A 19,862-nucleotide genomic window follows, 5' to 3' on the forward strand; every position below is an offset into this window, starting at 1 on the left:
ACAAACGTTTGCAGCATGGGCGATATTGCGACGCAAGTCGGTGTAAAACAGTGTATTGTGCGTAAATCGTGACCTGTTTTCGGTCCGGAGCAAAACAGGTCACGATTTGGTCTCGGACTTGTTGCCTGAGAATGCATTTTCAGGAACCAGCCAAAAATGAAAAAGCCTTACATATCATTGATACATAAGGCTTTTTGCTTGTTTTGGCGTCTTTTTACAACGCCTTCCAGAGCTGTTGACGAGGCTTGAACTCGTGACCTCTTCCTTACCAAGGAAGTGCTCTACCACTGAGCTACAACAGCAATTCCCTTGTTGAGTGGTGCAAAAGTACACAAGAAAAATGAAAAGACCAAAAAAATGTGTGCTTTTCACAATTATTTTCTATCTTTACTACCGAATTATAACAAAAACAGATGAAACGTATTCTGATAGTAGGCGCCGGAGGTCAGATTGGTTCCGAGCTGACAGTTTTTCTGCGTGGGATTTACGGCGGCGCCAACGTCGTCGCCACCGACATGCGCGAATGCCGGAATCTGGGTGAAGACGGACCTTTCGAGGTCTTGAATGCCCTCGATGCCACGGCCATGGCTTCCGTCGTGGCCCGGTATCATATCGACACGATCTTCAATCTCGTGGCGTTGCTTTCGGCCGTCGGCGAGCGCAACCCCCAGATGGCCTGGAACGTCAATATGGGTGCGCTCAACAATTCGCTCGAAGTGGCCCGCCAGCACCATTGCTCGCTCTTCACCCCCTCGTCGATCGGCGCCTTCGGGCCCACGTCCCCCAAGGACAAAACCCCGCAGGATACGATCATGCAGCCGACGACCATCTACGGCATCTGCAAGGTTACCGGCGAACTCCTCGGCAACTACTACCACCACAAATACGGCGTGGATACCCGTTCGGTCCGCTTTCCGGGTATCATTTCGAGCGTTACGCTCCCCGGCGGCGGTACGACCGACTACGCCGTGGAGATCTACTACGAGGCGATCCGCAGCGGGAAGTTCACCTGCCCCGTTCCGCCCGATGTCTACATGGACATGATCTACATGCCGGACGCGCTGCGTGCGTGCGTCGAGTTGATGGAGGCCGATCCCGCGAAACTCGTCCACCGCAACAGTTTCAACCTCGCCTCGATGAGCTTCACCCCGGAGATCATCTGCGCCGAGATCCGGAAACGGCTGCCGGACTTCACGATGAACTACGATATCGACCCCGTGAAGAAGGAGATTGCCGAGAGCTGGCCCAATTCGCTGGACGACACCTGCGCCCGCGAGGAGTGGGGCTGGAAACCCGAATGGGACCTTTCGCGGATGACCGACGACATGCTGGCCCATATCCGTGCCAAACTGGGCATGAACTGATTTTTCCGGGACTTGACGTCTGAAAGCGGTCGTCGGGGCAGGATTTTTGCGCCGGCGGCCGTTTCGTATAAACCAAAACAGAGCAGTTTATGAAACGGATTATTCGCATCATTGTCCTTGTCATACTGGTCGTGGCGGCGATCCTGGTGGGCGGGAGTCTCTACCTGCTCCGCTATTCGCTGCGCCCCGACGCGACGATGGAGGCCAAGAACGCCGCCTCTTATGAATATATGTATGAGGAATATCCCTTTCTGGAATCGTGGGTCGACAGTCTCCGGCAACGGGATGCGCTGCGCGACACGACGATGACGGGGCGCGACGGCGAACGGCTCCATGCCCTGTATGCGTGGGCGCCGGAGCCCACGGACCGCACGGCGGTTATCGTCCACGGTTATACGGACAATGCCGTGCGGATGCTGATGATCGGCTACCTCTACAACCACGATCTGGGTTTCAATATCCTGCTGCCGGACCTCTACTACCACGGCGAGAGCCAGGGCCGGGCCATCCGGATGGGGTGGAAGGACCGGCTCGACGTCCTGCAATGGATGGAGGTGGCCAACGGGATCTTCGGCGGGGCGACGCGGATGGTCGTGCACGGCATCTCGATGGGCGCCGCGACGACGATGATGGTTTCGGGCGAAGAGCAGCAGCCCTACGTGAAGTGTTTTGTCGAGGATTGCGGCTATACGAGCGTGTGGGATCAGTTCGCGAAGGAGTTGAAGGGGCAGTTCTCGCTGCCGGCCTTCCCTCTGCTGAATGTGGCGAGCGGGCTGTGCGACGTGAAATACGGCTGGAATTTCCGCGAGGCTTCGGCCCTGAAACAGGTGGCGAAGTGCGACCGTCCGATGCTGTTCATCCACGGGGATGCCGACGATTACGTGCCGACGTGGATGGTCTATCCGTTGTATGAGGCGAAACCTGGCGAGAAGGAGTTGTGGGTGGTTCCCGGCGCAGCCCACGCCCTGTCGTACCGCGACAACCGTGAGGAGTATACCCGGCGTGTCGGGGAGTTTGTCGGGAAGTATATTCCGGATGACCGGATTCCGGCGGTTCAGGAATAAACGGATGGAGTGAGGTGCAAAAGTATTTGCAAGTGTCGTTAGATTTGAAATTTTATTTTATATATTTGTAAAACACAAATTTAACCATAAATTGCAGATGCACTATGAGAGAGAATTCTATAAACGAGGGCAGAAGTGAGCAAGGTGGTTGTTTTATTAAAATGTTGCTCATTGTTGGTGTTGCGATAATTCTTTTTATTATCTTTTGGGCGACCGGACTTATTCGTATTGAAAGTGCGCCTGAAATCATGGAGCAGGAAAATTCGGTGGAAGAAGTTGCCGCAACATCTTCGTCTGATTTCATAGTGACTGAAACCGAATGGAAAGCGCTCCAAAACGAAGTGAAGAGGTTGCGTAGTGAAGTAAACCAGTTGAAGCAAGGTAGCACGAAGCCAGCCATGACACATCAAGTCTCTACCACCCGGCAAACTACGACTCCATCTACGACTCCATCTACGACTCCATCTACGGCTCCATCAGGCAAGTCCGGAGATATTACGCTTGCTAATTATTCTCATGACTGGGTTAACTCCGAGGCTACTGTTGCTTTCAAAAACAATACCGACCGCACCGTATCGAGTATAACAGGCCGCATAATTTACTATGATATGAGTGATAATATGCTTGACTATCAAGATTTTACGAGGTCTGTAACCATCGAATCTGGAATGGTAAAGAGTATCACGCTGGATGGATATGGGTATAGGGATCATTATGCCTATTATAAGAATGGTGCAGTTCCGACAAATCCCGATCGTAAATACAAGGTAAAATTCGAATTGAAATCCTACAAGGTAAGATGACCAGCTTGATTCTACAAACGATCCGTGTGGTTGTTGACCCGCTTGTATGGGATGTGTTGCTGATTATTTTGGGGAGTACGGTTGCATTGGGATTAGTGTATCTCTTGCGTATACACATCGCGTATCGAATGGCGAAGAACAGACATCGTGATCCTTTGGGTTGGGTGCTTTTATCATTCTTTTTTTCTCCGTTACTTACCTGGATAATCTTGTTTATTATTGGAGATAATACCACCTTTCGTCCTGATACAGATTGAGAATCGGTTAACTCGTTTGGACTTTTAGAACCGAAGTTCTCTTTTTGATCATATATAAAAACAAGCCGGACATTTGCCCGGCTTGTTTTTCATGCAGTATAGGATACTCCGCTTATTCGGCCTTTCCGTCCGAACCGAGCACCTCCTTGATCTTGTGGATGTAGAGCTTCTTCATGTTGTCGCGGGCCGGACCCAGGTACTTGCGGGGGTCGAACTCTGCGGGCTTCGTGGCGAAGACCTCACGGATGGCGGCGGTCATGGCCAGACGCGAGTCGGAGTCGATGTTGATCTTGCAGACAGCGCTCTTGGCAGCCTGACGCAGCTCCTCCTCGGGAATACCTACGGCAGCCTTCAGCGCGCCGCCGTACTTGTTGATCGTGTCGACCTCCTCCTGGGGTACGGACGACGATCCGTGGAGCACGATGGGGAAGCCCGGAAGCTCCTTCTCGATGGCTGCCAGCACGTCGAAAGCCAGGGGGGGCGGAACCAGACGGCCCGTCTTCGGGTCGACGGTGCACTGCTCGGGCGTGAACTTGTAGGCTCCGTGCGACGTACCGATCGAGATGGCCAGCGAGTCGACGCCGGTCTTGGTTACGAAGTCGACGACCTCTTCGGGTTTGGTGTAGTGGCTCTCCTCGGCGGCAACTTCGTCCTCGACGCCGGCCAGCACGCCCAGCTCGCCTTCGACCGTCACGTCGTACTGGTGGGCATACTCAACGACCTTCTTCGTCAGGGCGACGTTCTCGTCATAGGGCAGCGACGAACCGTCGATCATCACCGACGAGAAGCCCATGTCGACGCAGCTCTTGCAGAGCTCGAACGAGTCTCCGTGGTCGAGGTGCAGGACGATCTGGGGTTTCTCCCAGCCCAGCTCCTTGGCATACTCCACGGCGCCTTCGGCCATGTAGCGCAGCAGGGTCTGGTTGGCGTAGTTGCGCGCACCCTTCGACACCTGAAGGATCACGGGCGACTTGGTCTCGGCAGCGGCCTGGATGATGGCCTGGAGCTGCTCCATGTTGTTGAAGTTGAAGGCCGGGATGGCGTACCCGCCCTTGATGGCCTTGGCAAACATCTCGCGGGTGTTTACGAGGCCGATTTCCTTGAACGATACCATAGCTAATATGTGTTAAAAAATTTGTGGCGATCAAAAACCGCACAAATTTACTAAAAAATCTAAATAATGCCCTCTTTTTGTGAAAAAAATAACAGAGAGGCCGAAATAGTTGTGCAATCCGGATTGTTTTTTGTATTTTTGCATGGATAAAACCGAACCCCATCCGGCAAACACACAAAATACATACGATCATGGCAGAATTCATCTATCAGGAACCGTTTCCGATTCAGGAGGACAAAACGAAGTACCGTCTTTTGACGAAGGATTACGTGAAGGTCGTCGAGTGCGACGGGCGCAAGATCCTGAAGGTCGACCCGAAGGGTCTGGAACTGCTGTCGAAGGCGGCTTACAGCGACGTTTCGTTCTACCTGCGTGCGGCGCACCTGCAAAAACTCCGCAACATCCTCGATGATCCCGAAGCGACGGACAACGACAAGTTCGTGGCCTACACGATGCTGCTGAACCAGTGCGTGGCCGCCGAGGGCGAACTCCCGACCTGTCAGGATACGGGTACGGCGATCTGTATCGGCCACAAGGGCGAGGATGTCTGGACCGGGGCCGACGATGCCGCCTGCATCGCCCGGGGCGTCTACGAGACCTACAAGGAGCGGAACCTGCGTTATTCGCAGGTGGTTCCCTTCACGATGATCGACGAGAAGAACTCGGGCACGAACCTTCCGGCGCAGATCGACATCTACGGCGGAAAGCCCGGCATGGAGTATGAGTTCCTGTTCATCACCAAGGGCGGCGGTTCGGCCAACAAGACCTTCCTCTACCAGCAGACCAAGGCGCTCCTGAACGAGGAGTCGCTGACGAAGTTCATCCAGCAGCATATCTTCGACCTCGGGACGTCGGCCTGCCCGCCCTATCACCTGGCCCTCTGCATCGGCGGTACGTCGGCCGAGATGTGCCTCTCGACGGTGAAGAAGGCTTCGGCCGGCTACCTCGACGAGCTGCCCACGTCGGGCAACGAGGGCGGGCGCTGCTTCCGCGACCTGGAATGGGAGGAGAAGGTGCTGAAAATCTGCCGGGAGAGCGGCGTGGGCGCGCAGTTCGGCGGCAAGTACCTGGTGCATGACGTGCGCGTGATCCGCGCTCCGCGCCATGCGGCGTCGTGCCCCGTGGCCATCGGCGTGAGCTGCTCGGCCGACCGCAACATCAAGGCGAAGATCACGCCCGAGGGCATCTTCCTCGAAGAGTTGGAGAAGAACCCGGCGCGCTTCCTGCCGGCCGAGGCTCCGGCCATGTCGCCGGCGGTGGACATCGACCTGGACGAGGGCATGGACAAGGTGCGCGAAATCCTCACGAAATACCCGATCAAGACGCGCCTGAACCTCAAAGGTACGCTCATCGTGGCGCGCGACATCGCCCATGCCCGCATCAAGCAGATGCTCGACGAGGGCAAGCCGATGCCGGAATACTTCAAGAAGCACCCGGTCTACTACGCCGGTCCGGCCAAGACGCCGCAGGGCATGGCTTCGGGGTCGTTCGGTCCGACGACGGCCGGGCGCATGGATCCCTATGTGGACCTGTTCCAGAAGCACGGCGGTTCGATGGTGATGGTGGCCAAGGGCAACCGCTCGCAGGCCGTGACGGACGCCTGCAAGGCCAACGGCGGCTTCTACCTCGGGTCGATCGGCGGACCGGCGGCCATCCTCGCGAAAAACTCGATCAAGTCGGTCGAGGTGGTGGACTTCCCCGAACTGGGCATGGAGGCCGTGCGGAAGATCTACGTGGAGAACTTCCCGGCATTCATCATCGTCGACGACAAGGGCAACGACTTCTTTGCCGATTTCAAGCATTGAAAATCCGCCCTTCGGAGATACTAAACGGCAACGCTTTGCGTTGTAAATTCGGACTTGCGGCCGTAAGCGGGGTCTCCGGGTTTCCGGGGACCCTTCGCGGCGGTCGGCAAGGGGTATGACAACACTTTTTCGGGCTTTCCGGTTCCGGTTTCCGGACGTACGGTGCGGAGCGGGTTGCGGAGTGCGGAACGGGAAGCGGGAGGTCCGATTAACGATCTATCGGATAAAATACATGAGAGTTTTCTTTGCGAAATTATCGCTGGCGGCGTTCTTCGCATTGGTGGTCTTCCCGGCCTTTGCCGACGAGGAGGTCACCTTCGAGGCCAACTCTCCGCTGACGGTCTCCGTGGGCGGGGCGTTCCGCGTGGAGTTCGCACTCAATGCCAAGCCGGACGGAGGGTCGTTCGAGGCTCCGTCGTTCGAAGGCTTCGACGTGCTTGCAGGCCCGGCGGAGTCCACGGGTTCGTCGATCCAGATCATCAACGGCTCGATGACCAAGAGCGTCAGCCATACCTACACCTACGTGCTGTTGCCGCAGGCCGCAGGTACGGTGACGATCGGCGCCGCGGAGGTCAAGGTCGACGGCAGGACCTATCGCACGCAGCCGCTTCCGATCGAGATCGTGGACGAGGGCGAGAGCGCACAGCCCCGGCAGCAGCCCCGGGACCGGCACTCCGGCAGCGGAAGCGACGAGGTGCAGAACCAGATCGGCAAGGAGGACATCCTGCTGCGGGCCGTGGTGTCGCGCTCGTCGGTTTACAAGAACGAGCCGATCCACGTGGCCTTCAAGCTCTATACGCGGGTACCCTACGTGAACATCGTTCCCGAGTCGGCGCCGTCGTTCAACGGCTTCTGGTCGCAGGACCTCACCGACCCGAACAGTGCGCAGGTGAGCCGCGAAACCTACAACGGCAAGGTCTACGAGACGCGCGTGCTGCTCGACTACCTGCTCTATCCGCAGCAGGTCGGGACGCTGACGATCGACCCCGTGGAGATGACGGTCGTGGCGCAGGTGGTGATCCAGAGCCGGAATGCCGACCCCTTCTTCGGAACGGGTCGCGAGGTGCTGAACGTGCCGCGCAAGGTGAAGAGCCAGCGGACGACGATCTCGGTCAAACCGCTTCCGGACGGGGCTCCGGCCAGCTTCAGCGGCGCCGTGGGAAGCTTCACGATGGATACGGAGTTCCCGTCGGAACGCCTGGCGGCCAATTCGGGCGCAAACATCACGGTGAAGATCTCGGGGCGCGGAAACCTGACCTTCGTACAGGCTCCGAAGCTGCAACTGCCCTCGTCGTTCGAGTTGTATAACGTGAAGACCACGGAGTCGATCAACGCCTCGGCGTCGGGGATCTCCGGCTACCGGCAGTTCGAATACCCGTTCATTGCGCGGGCCGAGGGCTCCTATGAGCTCGAACCCGTCGAATTCACCTATTTCGACCCGCAGCGCATGGCCTACATGACGTTGAAGTCGAAGAGCCAGCCCCTCGAAATCACGCCCGATACGCAGGGCGGGGGCGGCGCCGTGGTGATGCAGGGCCGCGGCATGTCGAAGGAGGAGGTGAAGCTTCTGGGCGAGGACATCCGCTTCATCAAGATCGGCAGCGGACAACTGCGTTCGGCATCCGTTCCGTTCCTGTTCAGCGCCCCCTACTGGATCCTGCTGGCGTGCATTCTGCTGCTCTTCGTGCTGGCCTACGCGGCGCTTCGGCACCGGATCCGCGAGTCGCAGAACCTGGCGCTGGTGCGCGGCAAACGGGCGAACAAGGTCGCCGTGCAGCGTTTCCGCACGGCCAAGCGCTACATGGAGGAGCAGAACCGCCACTCCTTCTACGAGGAGATGCTGCGGGCCCTGTGGGGGTACATGAGCGACAAGTTCAACATTCCGATGGCGAACCTCACGAAGGAGAACGTCCGCGAGGAGCTGCACAAGCGGGGCGTCTCGGCGGATGATTCGCAGCGGTTTACGGATATCATCACGCGCTGCGACGAGGCGCAGTATTCGCCGGTGGAGTCGGCCCGCATGGCGGACGTCTATTCGGAGGGTGTGAACCTGATTTCGCGGATCGAGTCCGCAATCAAACGATGAACGGATTATGAAACGACTGATTCTGTTTCTGACATGGGTCTGGGGCGTATCCGCCGGCGTACAGGCGCAGGAGGCCGCCGACAGCGTGGCTGCGGCGGATGTCGCGGCGACGGAAGTCTCGCCGGCCCCGGAGGCGGATGCCCCGGCTTCGGAGGCGACGCCCGATGAGCTGTGGGACCGTGCCAATACGGCCTATATCAACGGCGACTACCATACGGCCACGGAGATCTACGGCGAGATCCTCGACCGGGGGTTGAGCTCCGTGAAGCTCTATTACAACCTGGGGAACTCCTGCTTCAAGGAGGGGCGTCTGGGCGAGTCGATCCTCTACTACCGCCGTGCGTTGCGCCTGGCTCCGGGCAACGACGACATCCGTTACAACCTCGGAGTCGCCGAGGCGCGCACGAAGGACAACATCGAGCGCATCCCGGAGTTTTTCCTGACCCAGTGGGCCCGGAGCGTGCGCCATACGATGAGCTGCACGGCCTGGAGCATCCTTTCGCTCCTGGCGCTGGTCTGTGCGCTGTCGTTCTTCCTGTGCTACCTGCTGGCACGCCGTTTGTCGCTGCGCAAGACGGGCTTTTACGGGACGATGGCCGCGGCCGTGGTGTTCATGCTGACGACGTGGTTCGCGCTGGGCGAGCGGCGGGAGATGCTCGACGATTCGCAGGCGGTGGTGATGTCGCTCTCGACGGCCGTGAAGAGTTCGCCGGACCGGTCGGCCACGGACCTCTTCGTGCTGCACGAAGGGACGCTGGTGGAGATCACGAACCGTCTCGACGGATGGTGCGAGATCACGATCGCCGACGGCAAGAAGGGGTGGCTCGAATCGAAGACGATCGAAACGATTTAGCGGACGGATTCGGATGTCGAAGCTCTTGCAGGACGTTGTCGGGGAGTTGTCGAAACTCCCGGGAGTGGGGCGGCGCACGGCGTTGCGGCTGGCGATCCACCTGCTGCGGATGGACCGGGAGTCGGTGGCCTGCATGACGGAGAGTATCGACCGCTTCCGCAACGAGGTGAAGTACTGCTCGCGGTGCAACAACCTCTCGGACGAGGAGGTGTGCCCGATCTGCGCGGATCCCGAGCGGGACCACACGACGATCTGCATCGTGGAGCAGGTGGCCGACGTGCTGTCGATCGAGAACACGCACCAGTACCGGGGCCTGTACCACGTGCTGGGGGGCGTGATTTCACCCATGCAGGGGATCTCGCCCTCGGACCTGAAAATCGACCTGCTGTGCGACCGGATCGCGGCGGGGGGCGTGAAGGAGGTGATTTTGGCGATTTCGACCTCGGTGGAGGGCGAGACGACGCTCTTCTACCTGATGAACCGCCTGCGGCACTATCCGGGTTTGAAGATCACGTCGATAGCGCGGGGGATCGGCTTCGGCGACGAACTGGAATACGTCGATGAACTGACCATTACGCATGCGCTGCGCAACCGGCGGGAGATCGAATGAGCATGTTTTCTAAAAAATAGAGAGAATTATGGAATTTCTGACAAACGAGAAACTCACGATCGTGGGTGCGGCCGGCATGATCGGCTCGAACATGGCGCAGACGGCGCTGATGATGCGTCTTACGCCGAACATCTGCCTGTACGACCCCTTCGGTCCGGCGCTGGAAGGCGTTGCCGAGGAGCTGTACCACTGCGCCTTCGAGGGCGTGAACATCACGTGGACGACCGACATCAGGGAGGCGCTGACGGGCGCCGCCTACGTGGTGTCGTCGGGCGGAGCTGCGCGCAAGGCGGGCATGACGCGCGAAGACCTGCTGAAAGGCAACGCACAGATCGCCGAGGAGTTCGGCAAGAACATCAAGGCCTACTGCCCGGATGTGAAACACGTGGTGGTGATCTTCAACCCGGCCGACATCACGGGCCTGATCACGCTGATCTACGGCGGTCTGAAACCCTCGCAGGTGACGACCCTCGCGGCGCTGGACTCGACGCGCCTGCGTTCGGAACTGGCCAGGTACTTCAAGATCTCGCCCGACGAGATCCGCAACTGCCGCACCTACGGCGGTCACGGCGAGCAGATGGCCGTCTTCGCCTCGACGACGCTGGTGGCCGGACGTCCCCTGTCGGAGCTGATCGGCAAGGAGATGCCCGAAAATGACTGGGCCGATCTGCAACAGCGCGTGATCCAGGGCGGCAAGCACATCATCGACCTGCGGGGCCGTTCGTCGTTCCAGAGCCCGGCCTACATTTCGATCTGCATGATCGCTGCGGCCATGGGCGGCAAACCGTTCACCTATCCGGCCGGCGTCTATGTGCACAACGGAGAGTTCAACCACATCCTGATGGCCATGGAGACCGAGATCACGAAGGAGGGCGTACGCTACAAGGATGTGAAGGGCACGCCCGAGGAGCACAGGAAGTTGCAGGAGAGCTACGAGCACCTCTGCAAGCTGCGTGACGAGGTGATCGGGATGGGGGTGCTGCCCGCTATCGACAAGTGGGGCGAGCTGAACCCGCATCTGAAATAATCGCACGGGCGATCGTATGACGAAGCCCTCTTCCCCGACGGGGAGGAGGGCTTTTTCGTGTGAGGGCATCGGTACAGGATCCGGAGTGTAGTGCGGTGACCCGGAGCGCGATGTGTCCCGACGGCTCGGTTTTGTCCCGGGGTGGCGTTCCTGTGGCGCCCCGGTGCGGGATACGGTTCGATGTCCCGGTGATGTCCCGGTGTGGCGTCCTGACGAGGTTATGGCTTGGCCTGGAAGACGGCGCGCAGTTCGCCGTCGGAGAGGATCAGCAGCATCGGGCCGTCCATGTCGTAGTGGGTGGCCGATTCGAGCGCTTCGATGAAGTCCTGTTCGCGTTTCAGATCGGGGCAGGCCATGCGGGTCGAGGCCAGCGGGCCGATTTTCAGCCCCCGGCGGTCGTTGCTCTTGCAGGGCCCGGAGAGGCGGTTGCAGGCTCCCACGCCGGAGAGCTGTCCGTTCTCGGCCGAGAGCGTGATGGTGAAACGACCCTCTTCGGGGCGGATGGTCTCGCCGCCTAACTGGACCAGCTGCCATTCGGTGCCGACGAGCGGGCGTCGGGTTTTCTTCTGGTAGGAGCGGCAGTTGCAGCATCCGGCCGTAAGGGCCGCAAGTCCAGCGACTACCGCGATTCGATAGATGAATCTCATGTTTTTTCGATTGAGCGATGCTGCAAATATAGAGAATAAATTGTACCTTTGGTGTCCCAACGATCCATTTGCCTATGAAAAAGATCATCGCTTCACCGCAGGCCCCCAAAGCCGTGGGGCCTTATTCCCAGGCCGTTGAGACGGGCGGGACCCTCTATGTTTCGGGACAGTTGCCGATCGACGCCGCAACGGGCCGCATGGCCGAAGGTGTCGAGGCCCAGACGCGTCAGTCGCTGACGAACATCGGACATATCCTCCGCGAAGCGGGCTACGACTTCCCGGATGTGGTGAAGACGACGGTGCTGTTGCAGTCGATCGGGGACTTCGCGGCCATGAACGCCGTCTATGCGGAGTTCTTCACGGGCGACAAACCCGCGCGGATCTGCTACGAGGTGGCGGCCCTCCCGATGGGCGCGCGGGTCGAGATCGACGCCGTAGCGGTGAAATAAATCATTGTCCGCGCAGCGGTCATGCGCGCTCCGGAAGCCTGGGGCGCGCCTTTTCGCCTTTTGTAAATAAATTGTGCATAAGTTTGGTTCCGCAGGCTGGCTTTTTCGTGGGAAAAGTCTGAAATTTGTAAAACCGGGCTTTTCCACCGGCAGGGATGCAGGTCGGCAGGGATGCAGGTCGGGAAGATGAAAAATTGGAAAAAAATAGATAAGAATCAAGGAATTATGTCAAAAACCACGAACACCGAGACGCCGCGCAAGGTCGATTACAACGATGCGGTCGCCGAGTCGAAAGCCTACTTCGACGGCGATGACCTCGCGGCAACCGTGTGGGTGAGCAAGTACGCCCTCAAAGACTCTTTCGGGAACATCTACGAACGTTCTCCGCGGGAGATGCACGAACGTATCGCCGCCGAGATCGAACGCATCGAACGCAAATACCCCAATCCGTTGTCGAAGGCCGAGGCGTTCGAACTGCTCGACCATTTCCGGTATGTCATTCCCCAGGGCGGTCCGATGACCGGTATCGGAAACAATTTCCAGGTGGCGTCGTTGTCGAACTGCTTCGTGATCGGCCACAAGCATCCGGCCGACTCCTACGGCGGCATCTTCCGCATGGACGAGGAGCAGGTGCAGCTGATGAAACGGCGCGGCGGCGTGGGCCACGACCTCTCGCATATCCGCCCCACGGGCAGTCCGGTGCTCAACTCGGCCCTTACGTCGACGGGTATCGTCCCCTTCATGGAGCGCTACTCGAACTCGACGCGCGAGGTGGCGCAGGACGGACGCCGCGGCGCCCTGATGCTGACCCTCTCGATCAAGCACCCCGATGCCGAGCGCTTCATCGACGCCAAGGTCGACACGGGCAAGGTGACGGGTGCGAACGTCTCGATCAAGATCGACGATGAATTCATGCGTGCGGCCCTGGCCGGGAAGAAATACCACCAGCAGTTCCCGATCAACGCGGAGCAGCCGAAGTACGAGCAGGACATCGACGCGAAGAAACTCTGGGAGAAGATCATCCACAATGCGTGGAAGTCGGCCGAGCCGGGCGTGCTGTTCTGGGATACGGTGATCCGCGAGAGCATCCCCGACTGCTATGCCGACGAAGGCTTCGTGACGGTCTCGACGAACCCCTGCGGTGAGATTCCGCTCTGCCCCTACGACTCGTGCCGCCTGCTGGCGATGAACCTGTTCAGCTATGTGGACAATCCGTTCAAGGCGGATGCGAAGTTCAATTTCGAGAAGTTCCGCAACCACGTGGGCAAGGCCATGCACATGATGGACGATATCATCGACCTGGAACTCGAAAAGGTCGAGCAGATCATCGCGAAGATCGAGGGCGATCCCGAGGACATGGATGTCCGCCGCGTGGAGCTGGAACTCTGGAAGAAGATCCGCACGATGGCCCAGAAGGGCCGCCGCACGGGTCTCGGCATCACGGCCGAGGGCGACATGCTGGCTGCACTGGGGCTGCGCTACGGCTCGCAGGAGGCGATCGACTTCGCCGTGGAGGTGCAGAAGACGCTGGCGCTGGCCGCCTACGGGGCTTCGGTGAAGATGGCCGCCGAGCGCGGTGCCTTCCCGATCTACGATGCCGCCAAAGAGGCGGACAACCCGATGATCGCGCGGATCCGCGAGGCCGATCCGGCGCTCTATGAGGAGATGACGAAGGTCGGACGGCGCAACATCGCCATGCTGACCATCGCGCCGACGGGCACGACGTCGCTCATGTCGCAGACCACGTCGGGTATCGAACCCGTATTCCGCACGGTCTACAAGCGCCGCCGGAAGATCAACCCCTCGGACCACGACACGCACGTCGACTACGAGGACGAAACGGGCGAGAAGTTCCAGGAGTACAACGTCTACCACCACAACTTCGTGAAGTGGCTGGAAGCGAACGGCTACGACACGTCGAAACTGGCGACGATCACCGACGAGGAGCTCGATACGTGGGTGAAGGCTTCGCCCTACCACGGCGCCACGGCGAACGACATCGACTGGGTGGCCAAGGTGAAGATGCAGGGCGCGATCCAGAAGTGGGTCGACCACTCGATCTCGGTGACGGTGAACCTGCCGAACAACGTCTCGGAGGCGCTCGTGGCGGATGTCTACCGCACGGCCTGGGAGTGCGGCTGCAAGGGTGTCACGGTCTACCGCGACGGCTGCCGCTCGGGCGTGCTGCTGGACAAGAACGCCAAGGGCAAGAAGTCGCGTTGCGAGGAGCATCCGGGCGAGGTGCTGAAACGCCCGAAGTCGATTCCGGCGGACATCGTGCGCTTCAAGAACGGTTCGGAGGACTGGATCGCCTTCGTGGGGTTGCAGAACGGACGTCCGTATGAGATCTTCACCGGAAAGATCGAGGAGGATGCGATGTACATCCCGCCGAAGATCAAGAAGGGTTACATCATCAAGGTCCGCGAGGAGGACGGCACGAAGCGCTACGACTTCCAGTATGTCGATCGCTACGGCTATACGAACACGATCGGCGGCATCTCGCGCCTGTTCAACGAGGAGTTCTGGAACTATGCCAAACTCATCTCGGGCGTCTTGCGCCACGGGATGCCGATCGAGAAGACCGTCTCGCTGATCGAGTCGCTGCATCTGGACAGCGTGTCGATCAATACGTGGAAGACGGGCGTCTGCCGGGCGCTGAAACAGTACATTCTCGACGGCACGAAGTCCAAGGGCAAGTGTCCGAGCTGCGGGCAGGAGAACATGGCCTACCAGAACGGCTGTCTGACCTGCATGTCGTGCGGCTACTCGAAGTGCGGATGATGCTCGGGCGTCATCGCGGACGTGATCTGAAAGGGCCGGGACGTCTCGTCCGGGCTCTTTCGCTGTCCGGGTTGTCGTTTCTTCTCTTTTTTTGGGGGCAAAAGATCGTTTTTGTCTAAAAAATGTGTACTTTTACGCCTGCATATTGCAATGATTTTTTTTGTTTGAGAAAGATGAAAAAACTAATTCTCGCTTTTACGCTCGTCGCATTTGCCGCGGCTTCGGCCCGGGCGGAGGATACGCCCAAGAAACCGAGCTTTGCGGGATTCGTCTCCAATGGATTTTGGGATAACTGGGAAATATCGGCCGGTCTGGGCGGCGGTACCGCTCTTTCGAACAGCGGAAACTCGGGTGCACTCGGGGATCGTTTCGGGTTTGAGGGCAACTTCTCCGTCACGAAGTGGATACACCCGGTAGTAGGGTTCCGCGGACAGTTGCAGGGCGGCTGGTTCAATAACTTCGATGCCGATCGGGGCCTGATGACGTGGCCCTATCTGTTCGTTCATACGGATGTGTTGATCAACGCCTCGAACTGGATCGGCGGTTATCGGGAGGATCGTGCCTGGTACGGGGTTCCGTTCTTCGGGTTCGGTTACATGGCCTCCAACTTTACGGACCGCAGCCAGCGGGAGAATCTGGCGGGGACGTCGCAGACGTTCGCCTTCACGGCGGGTCTGCTCAACAAGTTCCGTCTCTCTCCGGCCTTCGACTTCAATATCGAGCTCAAAGGCTTGTTGGTAAACTCGGAGATCTGCCCGGCGGCCATGAACGGCTCCTACCTTTTCGGTCTTTCGGCGACGGCCGGCATCACCTACCGCTTCAACCGGCGGCATTGGGAGCGCGGCGTTCCGGGATATACGGCCGACGATATCCGTGCGTTTCAGGATGCGGTGAGCGCAGGCAATGCCGCCCTTGAAGCCGCGAAGGCCGAGAATGCCCGTCTGAACGACGACCTGACGGCTGCACGGAATGCCGCGAAGGCTGCCGAGGCTGCCGCCGCACAGGCCGAGGCCAAGGCTGCTGCGGAAGCGGCTGCTGCACGCAACGCGAATACGTTGAGCCCGACGTCGGTGATCCTCTACGATTACAGCATGTCGAAACTCTCCTCGAAAGAGAAGACGCGCCTGGAACTGATGGCCGATGTCATCAAGAACGGTCCGAAGGATCGGGTTTACCGCATCGAGGGCCACGCGGACCAGCAGACGGGTACGCCGGCCGGCAACAAGCGGGTGGCGGAGAACCGCGCCAAGAGTGTTTACGACTACCTCGTAAAATGCGGTGTGAACCCCAAGCAGCTGACCTACGAGGGCAAGGGCAACGAAGCCAACATCTACGAAAACAACCAGCAGGCCAACCGTGCCGTGATTATCAAGTAAGGCCGGTAAGTAGTCCGCTCGGCGGATTCCGTCGAAAGAGTGCATCCCGCATCAAATGCGGGATGCGTTTTTTTGTCTTCTCAGGTCGTCTCGGGAGGGGTGGGGTTATGCGGCGGCAATCTCCCGAGGCAGGCTGCGTGTGCGTTTGTGCGGGCGCTTCCGGAGAGGGGTATGGATAGCGGAACCTGGATGTCTAGCGATGGATGGGGAGGTTTCGGGGCAGGGGAGTCGCTGCCTGCGGCTGCCGGTGTTCGAATGGACCGGGTATGGTCATGGCTGTACGGAGGGCGCTGGCTGCGCGTGTGAAACCCTTCGGAAGAGCCGGTGCGGGATGGTGCATGCTCTGTTTCGGGCGTTTTTCGCGGGTAGAGGGGCGACGTATGCTGCCGATTGGAAGAGATGTCGGCCTGTACAGTTGAGGCGGGAGTTGTGGACGGCTCCTGCACGGGATAAAAGGAACGGGGGACCGATGATGTTCGGTCCCCCGTTCCTTTTGTCGACGTTTTCTGTAGCTCCGTTTCGTCAGTTGATGTTGCGGCGGTCGGGCTCGTGGTTGGGCGAAGCGGCCTCCATGTCAATCTGGAGCTTCACCATCTGGATGGCTGCAGCTGCAGCCTCGTCGCCCTTGTTGCCCAGGCGGCCTCCGCAGCGGTCGAGCGCCTGCTGCATGTCGTTGACCGTCAGCACGCCGAAAGCGATGGGCATGTTCCACTGAATCTGGAGCTGCGTGATACCCTGCGTGACGCCCTGGCAGATGAAGTCGAAGTGGCGCGTGTCACCCTGAACGACGCAGCCCAATGCGATGACGGCATCCACATCGGTGTATTCTGCGAAGAACTGGGCGCCGAGCGAAAGCTCGAACGTGCCGGGAACATACTTGATTTGGATGTTGATGTCGGGGCATCCGGCGCTGCGCAGCGTCCGGACGGCTCCCTCGAGCAGCGCCTCCGTCACTTCGCGGTTCCACTCGGCCACGACGATGCCGAAGCGCATGTCGGCGGCCGAAGGCAACGGAGAATCGAACTGCGAAAGGTTGTGGTTTTTCGTTGCCATCTTGTCGCGCGGATGTTATTGGTTGATGCTTCCGAGGAGTTTCTCGGCCTCACGGGCCTCCATCGACGAGGGGTAGGTGTCCAGGATGCGCTGGAAATAGGCGGCCGCACCGGCGTTGTTGCCCTGGGCCTTCTCTGCCAGACCTGCCTTGCGGAGGTAGAGCGGAGCGGTCATGTTGTTGTCGGCTGCCGCGATGGCCTTCTCGTAGAACTTCACGGCTGCGGCATAATCGCCCTGCTCGACGGCCACGTCACCCTGCAGACCGTAGTTCTGGGCGTTGACCAGAGCGCCGGGCAGACCCTTCACGGGCGAGAACTTCGCCAGATAGAGCGCTGCGTTCTCCAGGTCGCCGCTCTTCAGGTAGCAGATGCCGGCATAGTGCTTGGCCAGATTGCCCGAGGGGGTCGAGCCGTACTGGTCGATGACGTCGAGGAAACCGGCGCCGTTGGCGTCGCCGTTGAGGGCCAGCTCATAGTCGGGATTCTCGGCCTCGAAGCGCGACTGCGCCTGGGCAATCATCTCGGCGGCCTTCTCGGCACGCGGCAGCACGATGAGGCTGCGGTAGCCGAATACGAGGGCTGCGATGATGAGCAGTCCGATGAAAATGTACGACATCAGTTTGCCGTTCTTCTCGAAGAAAAGTTCCGTTTTGTTCATCGCCGTGCCGAGTGCTTCCTGCGCGGCGACTTGCTCCTTTGCCATAAAAAATATCGGTGTTTTGGGTTTATAATTTCACACAGTAGGCAGCAAAGATACAAAACTATTCAGAATGTACAATGCGGGACTCCGATTTTTTTGCGGCGCGCAGCAGCGTAAAGTGCGCCTATTTCAGCGCCGAACGCAGCCGTCCGAGCGTGCGGCGCGTCATCACCTTGCCGTTGAGGAACGAGACGATGTGGCCCGTGATGCAGGCTGCGATGACCGTCCCTTCGCGCACCCCCTCGATACGGCCCGAGAAGAGCAGGCCGAGCGCCACGGCAATGAGCACCAGCGTGACGTCGAAACGCACCTTGACGCGGCCGAACTCCATGCCGTAACGCTGTGCGGCATACTTGACGAAGGCCTCGGCGCTCATCATCGCCACGCGCAGCTTGAGTTCGAGCACCACGCCCGCCGACTGGATGAGGCATCCGCACAGAAGTAGCCCCAGGGCCGCGAGGTAGCCGTCGGGACGGAGCGTTGCGGTCAGCGCCATGTTCAGGTCGATGAAGAGCGTGAAGAGGAACGAAAAGGGGAGCTGCAGCAGGATTTCGACCGTGTCGCGGCGGGTTCTGCGGCCGCGCAACAGCCAGAACTGTCCGCCGATGAGCAGCAGGTTGGTCAGGAAGGTCCACCATCCCAGCGAGATGGGGGTGTGGAGGCTCAGTACGTAGTTTTCGCTTGATATGGGGGTTGTCCCGAGCGACGAGCGGACGATGAGTACGATGCCGAGGGCCAGAAGGTAGAGCCCTCCGATGAAAATGGCGTAACGGGTGGCCAGTTGTTTGGATTCCATGGGCGAAGTCTTTTTTTTCGGCGGCCTCCGGCCTCGGCCGGAAACCGACGTGCAAAGGTCCCGAATTTTCCGCAGAATGAGTTGGCAGAAAACGGCCATTTTTTGTCGAATTGGAAATAAAAGCCTATCTTTATGATGAAAAATGCTACCCGAATGAGTGAATTGCGAACCTGCGACATCGACCAGATACTGCATCGCTGGCCCAGTTTGCCCCACCTGGGCAACGAAGTGGTCTGCTTCATGAGCCGGTATGACGATATCCATCATCCGCTCGGCGAACGCTACTTCAACCGCGAACTGATTCTGGTGCTGCTGCTGGCGGGACGCTCCGATATCCGGCTCAATGGCTGGGCCGTGCCGCTCGAGACCGGGACGCTGCTGCTGCACGGTCCGGGCTATCTGACCGACCACCGCTATGCGACGCCCGATATCGAGTTCATCACCCTGTCGCTCTCCGCCTCGCTGTGGAAGGAGGTGCCGTCGCTGGCGCGTACCGTCTCGCGGGTCGTCGCTTCCTGCGGCGGCGCGTGCAGTTGCTCTGCGAGACGCTGATGCTCGACATCGCCGACTCGGTCGTCCGCCGGACCGTCGTGCGCGAACATGTGAGCCGCCGCGAGCGGCTGCTCCACGAGTTCCACACCCTTGCCCTGCAGCATTTCCGTGAGGAGCATACCGTCGGATTCTATGCCGACCGGCTGGCCGTGAGCCGCCAGTACCTCACGCGGGTGCTTCGGGCCGAGACCGGACGCGGTGTGACCGACATCCTCAGCGAGCTGCTTCTGGCCGAGGCCCGTTCGCTGCTCCTTTCGACGATGTTGCAGGTGGGCGAGGTGGCCGAACGGCTCGGTTTCGGCGATACGGCCGTCTTCTGCAAGTTCTTCAGGCGCCATGTCGGCTGTACGCCGCTCGCTTTCCGGCGTCAGCGCGGCCTGTAGCCCGGCGCGTCGGCCTGTGCCTGCCGGGTGCTCCGTCCGGTTGGCCGTGCGGGATTGCGGGCCGTGATGAGAAATAAATTTGGTGTTCCCTCGCGCATGTCGTATCTTTGCAGGTGGAAGGTGCGCCCGCAGGTGCTGTCCCA

General features: G+C 59.5%; 19 protein-coding genes and 1 tRNA gene. 14 read left to right on the forward strand and 6 right to left on the reverse strand.

The window, feature by feature from the left end:
- Positions 1-230: 230 nt before the first annotated feature.
- Positions 231-302, reverse strand: a tRNA-Thr gene (locus B5G16_RS09830).
- Between the two features lie 111 nt (positions 303-413).
- On the opposite strand from B5G16_RS09830, the gene B5G16_RS09835 reads away from it, so the two are divergent.
- From B5G16_RS09835 to B5G16_RS09850, 4 genes are all read left to right on the forward strand, one after another.
- Positions 414-1,364 carry an NAD-dependent epimerase/dehydratase family protein gene (locus tag B5G16_RS09835; protein WP_087263571.1) on the forward strand — a complete coding sequence of 317 codons (951 nt, stop codon included), beginning with the start codon at positions 414-416 and terminating at the stop codon, positions 1,362-1,364.
- Positions 1,365-1,453: 89 nt separating this feature from the next.
- Complete coding sequence (locus tag B5G16_RS09840) at positions 1,454-2,428, forward strand: alpha/beta hydrolase (RefSeq protein ID WP_087263572.1); 975 nt, start codon at positions 1,454-1,456, stop codon at positions 2,426-2,428.
- Positions 2,429-2,532: 104 nt separating this feature from the next.
- On the forward strand, positions 2,533-3,231 hold the full coding sequence (locus tag B5G16_RS09845; protein ID WP_087263573.1) for a hypothetical protein: 699 nt from the start codon (positions 2,533-2,535) through the stop codon (positions 3,229-3,231).
- Positions 3,228-3,488, forward strand: coding sequence for a hypothetical protein (locus B5G16_RS09850; protein WP_087263574.1), 261 nt, complete (start codon positions 3,228-3,230; stop codon positions 3,486-3,488). The genes B5G16_RS09845 and B5G16_RS09850 overlap by 4 nt, the downstream gene beginning before the upstream one ends.
- A 112-nt stretch (positions 3,489-3,600) precedes the next feature.
- On the opposite strand, the gene B5G16_RS09855 is transcribed toward B5G16_RS09850, so the two are convergent.
- Positions 3,601-4,602 (reverse strand): class II fructose-bisphosphate aldolase, encoded by a 1,002-nt coding sequence (locus B5G16_RS09855; RefSeq protein ID WP_087263575.1) that lies wholly within the window; start codon positions 4,600-4,602, stop codon positions 3,601-3,603.
- A gap of 191 nt (positions 4,603-4,793) precedes the next feature.
- On the opposite strand from B5G16_RS09855, the gene B5G16_RS09860 reads away from it, so the two are divergent.
- From B5G16_RS09860 to B5G16_RS09880, 5 genes are all read left to right on the forward strand, one after another.
- On the forward strand, positions 4,794-6,407 hold the full coding sequence (locus B5G16_RS09860; protein WP_087263576.1) for a fumarate hydratase: 1,614 nt from the start codon (positions 4,794-4,796) through the stop codon (positions 6,405-6,407).
- Positions 6,408-6,639: 232 nt separating this feature from the next.
- Positions 6,640-8,493: a BatD family protein gene (locus B5G16_RS09865; RefSeq protein ID WP_087263577.1), complete on the forward strand. Its 1,854-nt coding sequence runs from the start codon at positions 6,640-6,642 to the stop codon at positions 8,491-8,493.
- Between the two features lie 7 nt (positions 8,494-8,500).
- Positions 8,501-9,346, forward strand: a complete 846-nt coding sequence (locus B5G16_RS09870) for a tetratricopeptide repeat protein (RefSeq protein WP_087263578.1) — start codon at positions 8,501-8,503, stop codon at positions 9,344-9,346.
- Between the two features lie 13 nt (positions 9,347-9,359).
- Positions 9,360-9,956: a recombination mediator RecR gene (recR, locus tag B5G16_RS09875; RefSeq protein ID WP_087263579.1), complete on the forward strand. Its 597-nt coding sequence runs from the start codon at positions 9,360-9,362 to the stop codon at positions 9,954-9,956.
- A gap of 28 nt (positions 9,957-9,984) precedes the next feature.
- Positions 9,985-10,983 (forward strand): malate dehydrogenase, encoded by a 999-nt coding sequence (locus B5G16_RS09880; protein ID WP_087263580.1) that lies wholly within the window; start codon positions 9,985-9,987, stop codon positions 10,981-10,983.
- A 218-nt stretch (positions 10,984-11,201) separates the two neighbouring features.
- Here B5G16_RS09880 and B5G16_RS09885 read toward each other — a convergent pair whose 3' ends face one another.
- Positions 11,202-11,630: an META domain-containing protein gene (locus B5G16_RS09885; protein WP_087263581.1), complete on the reverse strand. Its 429-nt coding sequence runs from the start codon at positions 11,628-11,630 to the stop codon at positions 11,202-11,204.
- A 74-nt stretch (positions 11,631-11,704) separates the two neighbouring features.
- Between B5G16_RS09885 and B5G16_RS09890 the strand changes: the two genes are divergently transcribed.
- From B5G16_RS09890 to B5G16_RS09900, 3 genes are all read left to right on the forward strand, one after another.
- Positions 11,705-12,079 (forward strand): RidA family protein, encoded by a 375-nt coding sequence (locus B5G16_RS09890; protein WP_087263582.1) that lies wholly within the window; start codon positions 11,705-11,707, stop codon positions 12,077-12,079.
- Between the two features lie 225 nt (positions 12,080-12,304).
- Positions 12,305-14,860, forward strand: coding sequence for an adenosylcobalamin-dependent ribonucleoside-diphosphate reductase (locus tag B5G16_RS09895; protein WP_087263583.1), 2,556 nt, complete (start codon positions 12,305-12,307; stop codon positions 14,858-14,860).
- Between the two features lie 173 nt (positions 14,861-15,033).
- The gene (locus tag B5G16_RS09900; RefSeq protein WP_087263584.1) at positions 15,034-16,236 is read left to right on the forward strand and encodes an OmpA family protein; all 1,203 of its coding nucleotides are present in this window, start codon (positions 15,034-15,036) and stop codon (positions 16,234-16,236) included.
- Between the two features lie 522 nt (positions 16,237-16,758).
- Here B5G16_RS09900 and ribH read toward each other — a convergent pair.
- The 3 genes from ribH to B5G16_RS09915 all read right to left on the reverse strand — a co-directional run bounded on the left by ribH (position 16,759) and on the right by B5G16_RS09915 (position 18,784).
- Entirely contained in the window at positions 16,759-17,289 is a 531-nt protein-coding gene (ribH, locus tag B5G16_RS09905; protein WP_087263585.1) for a 6,7-dimethyl-8-ribityllumazine synthase, read from the reverse strand.
- Between the two features lie 15 nt (positions 17,290-17,304).
- Entirely contained in the window at positions 17,305-17,991 is a 687-nt protein-coding gene (locus B5G16_RS09910) for a tetratricopeptide repeat protein (RefSeq protein WP_087263586.1), read from the reverse strand.
- Positions 17,992-18,112: 121 nt separating this feature from the next.
- Positions 18,113-18,784 carry a YczE/YyaS/YitT family protein gene (locus tag B5G16_RS09915; protein WP_087263587.1) on the reverse strand — a complete coding sequence of 224 codons (672 nt, stop codon included), beginning with the start codon at positions 18,782-18,784 and terminating at the stop codon, positions 18,113-18,115.
- 153 nt (positions 18,785-18,937) lie between these two features.
- On the opposite strand from B5G16_RS09915, the gene B5G16_RS12895 reads away from it, so the two are divergent.
- Positions 18,938-19,336: a hypothetical protein gene (locus tag B5G16_RS12895; protein WP_239406078.1), complete on the forward strand. Its 399-nt coding sequence runs from the start codon at positions 18,938-18,940 to the stop codon at positions 19,334-19,336.
- The gene (locus B5G16_RS12900; RefSeq protein WP_239406079.1) at positions 19,312-19,719 is read left to right on the forward strand and encodes a helix-turn-helix transcriptional regulator; all 408 of its coding nucleotides are present in this window, start codon (positions 19,312-19,314) and stop codon (positions 19,717-19,719) included. Before B5G16_RS12895 ends, B5G16_RS12900 begins: the two co-directional genes overlap by 25 nt.
- Positions 19,720-19,862: the final 143 nt, after the last annotated feature.

The organism is Alistipes sp. An66 (genome assembly GCF_002161445.1).
GTDB classification, from domain to species: Bacteria; Bacteroidota; Bacteroidia; order Bacteroidales; family Rikenellaceae; genus Alistipes; species Alistipes cottocaccae.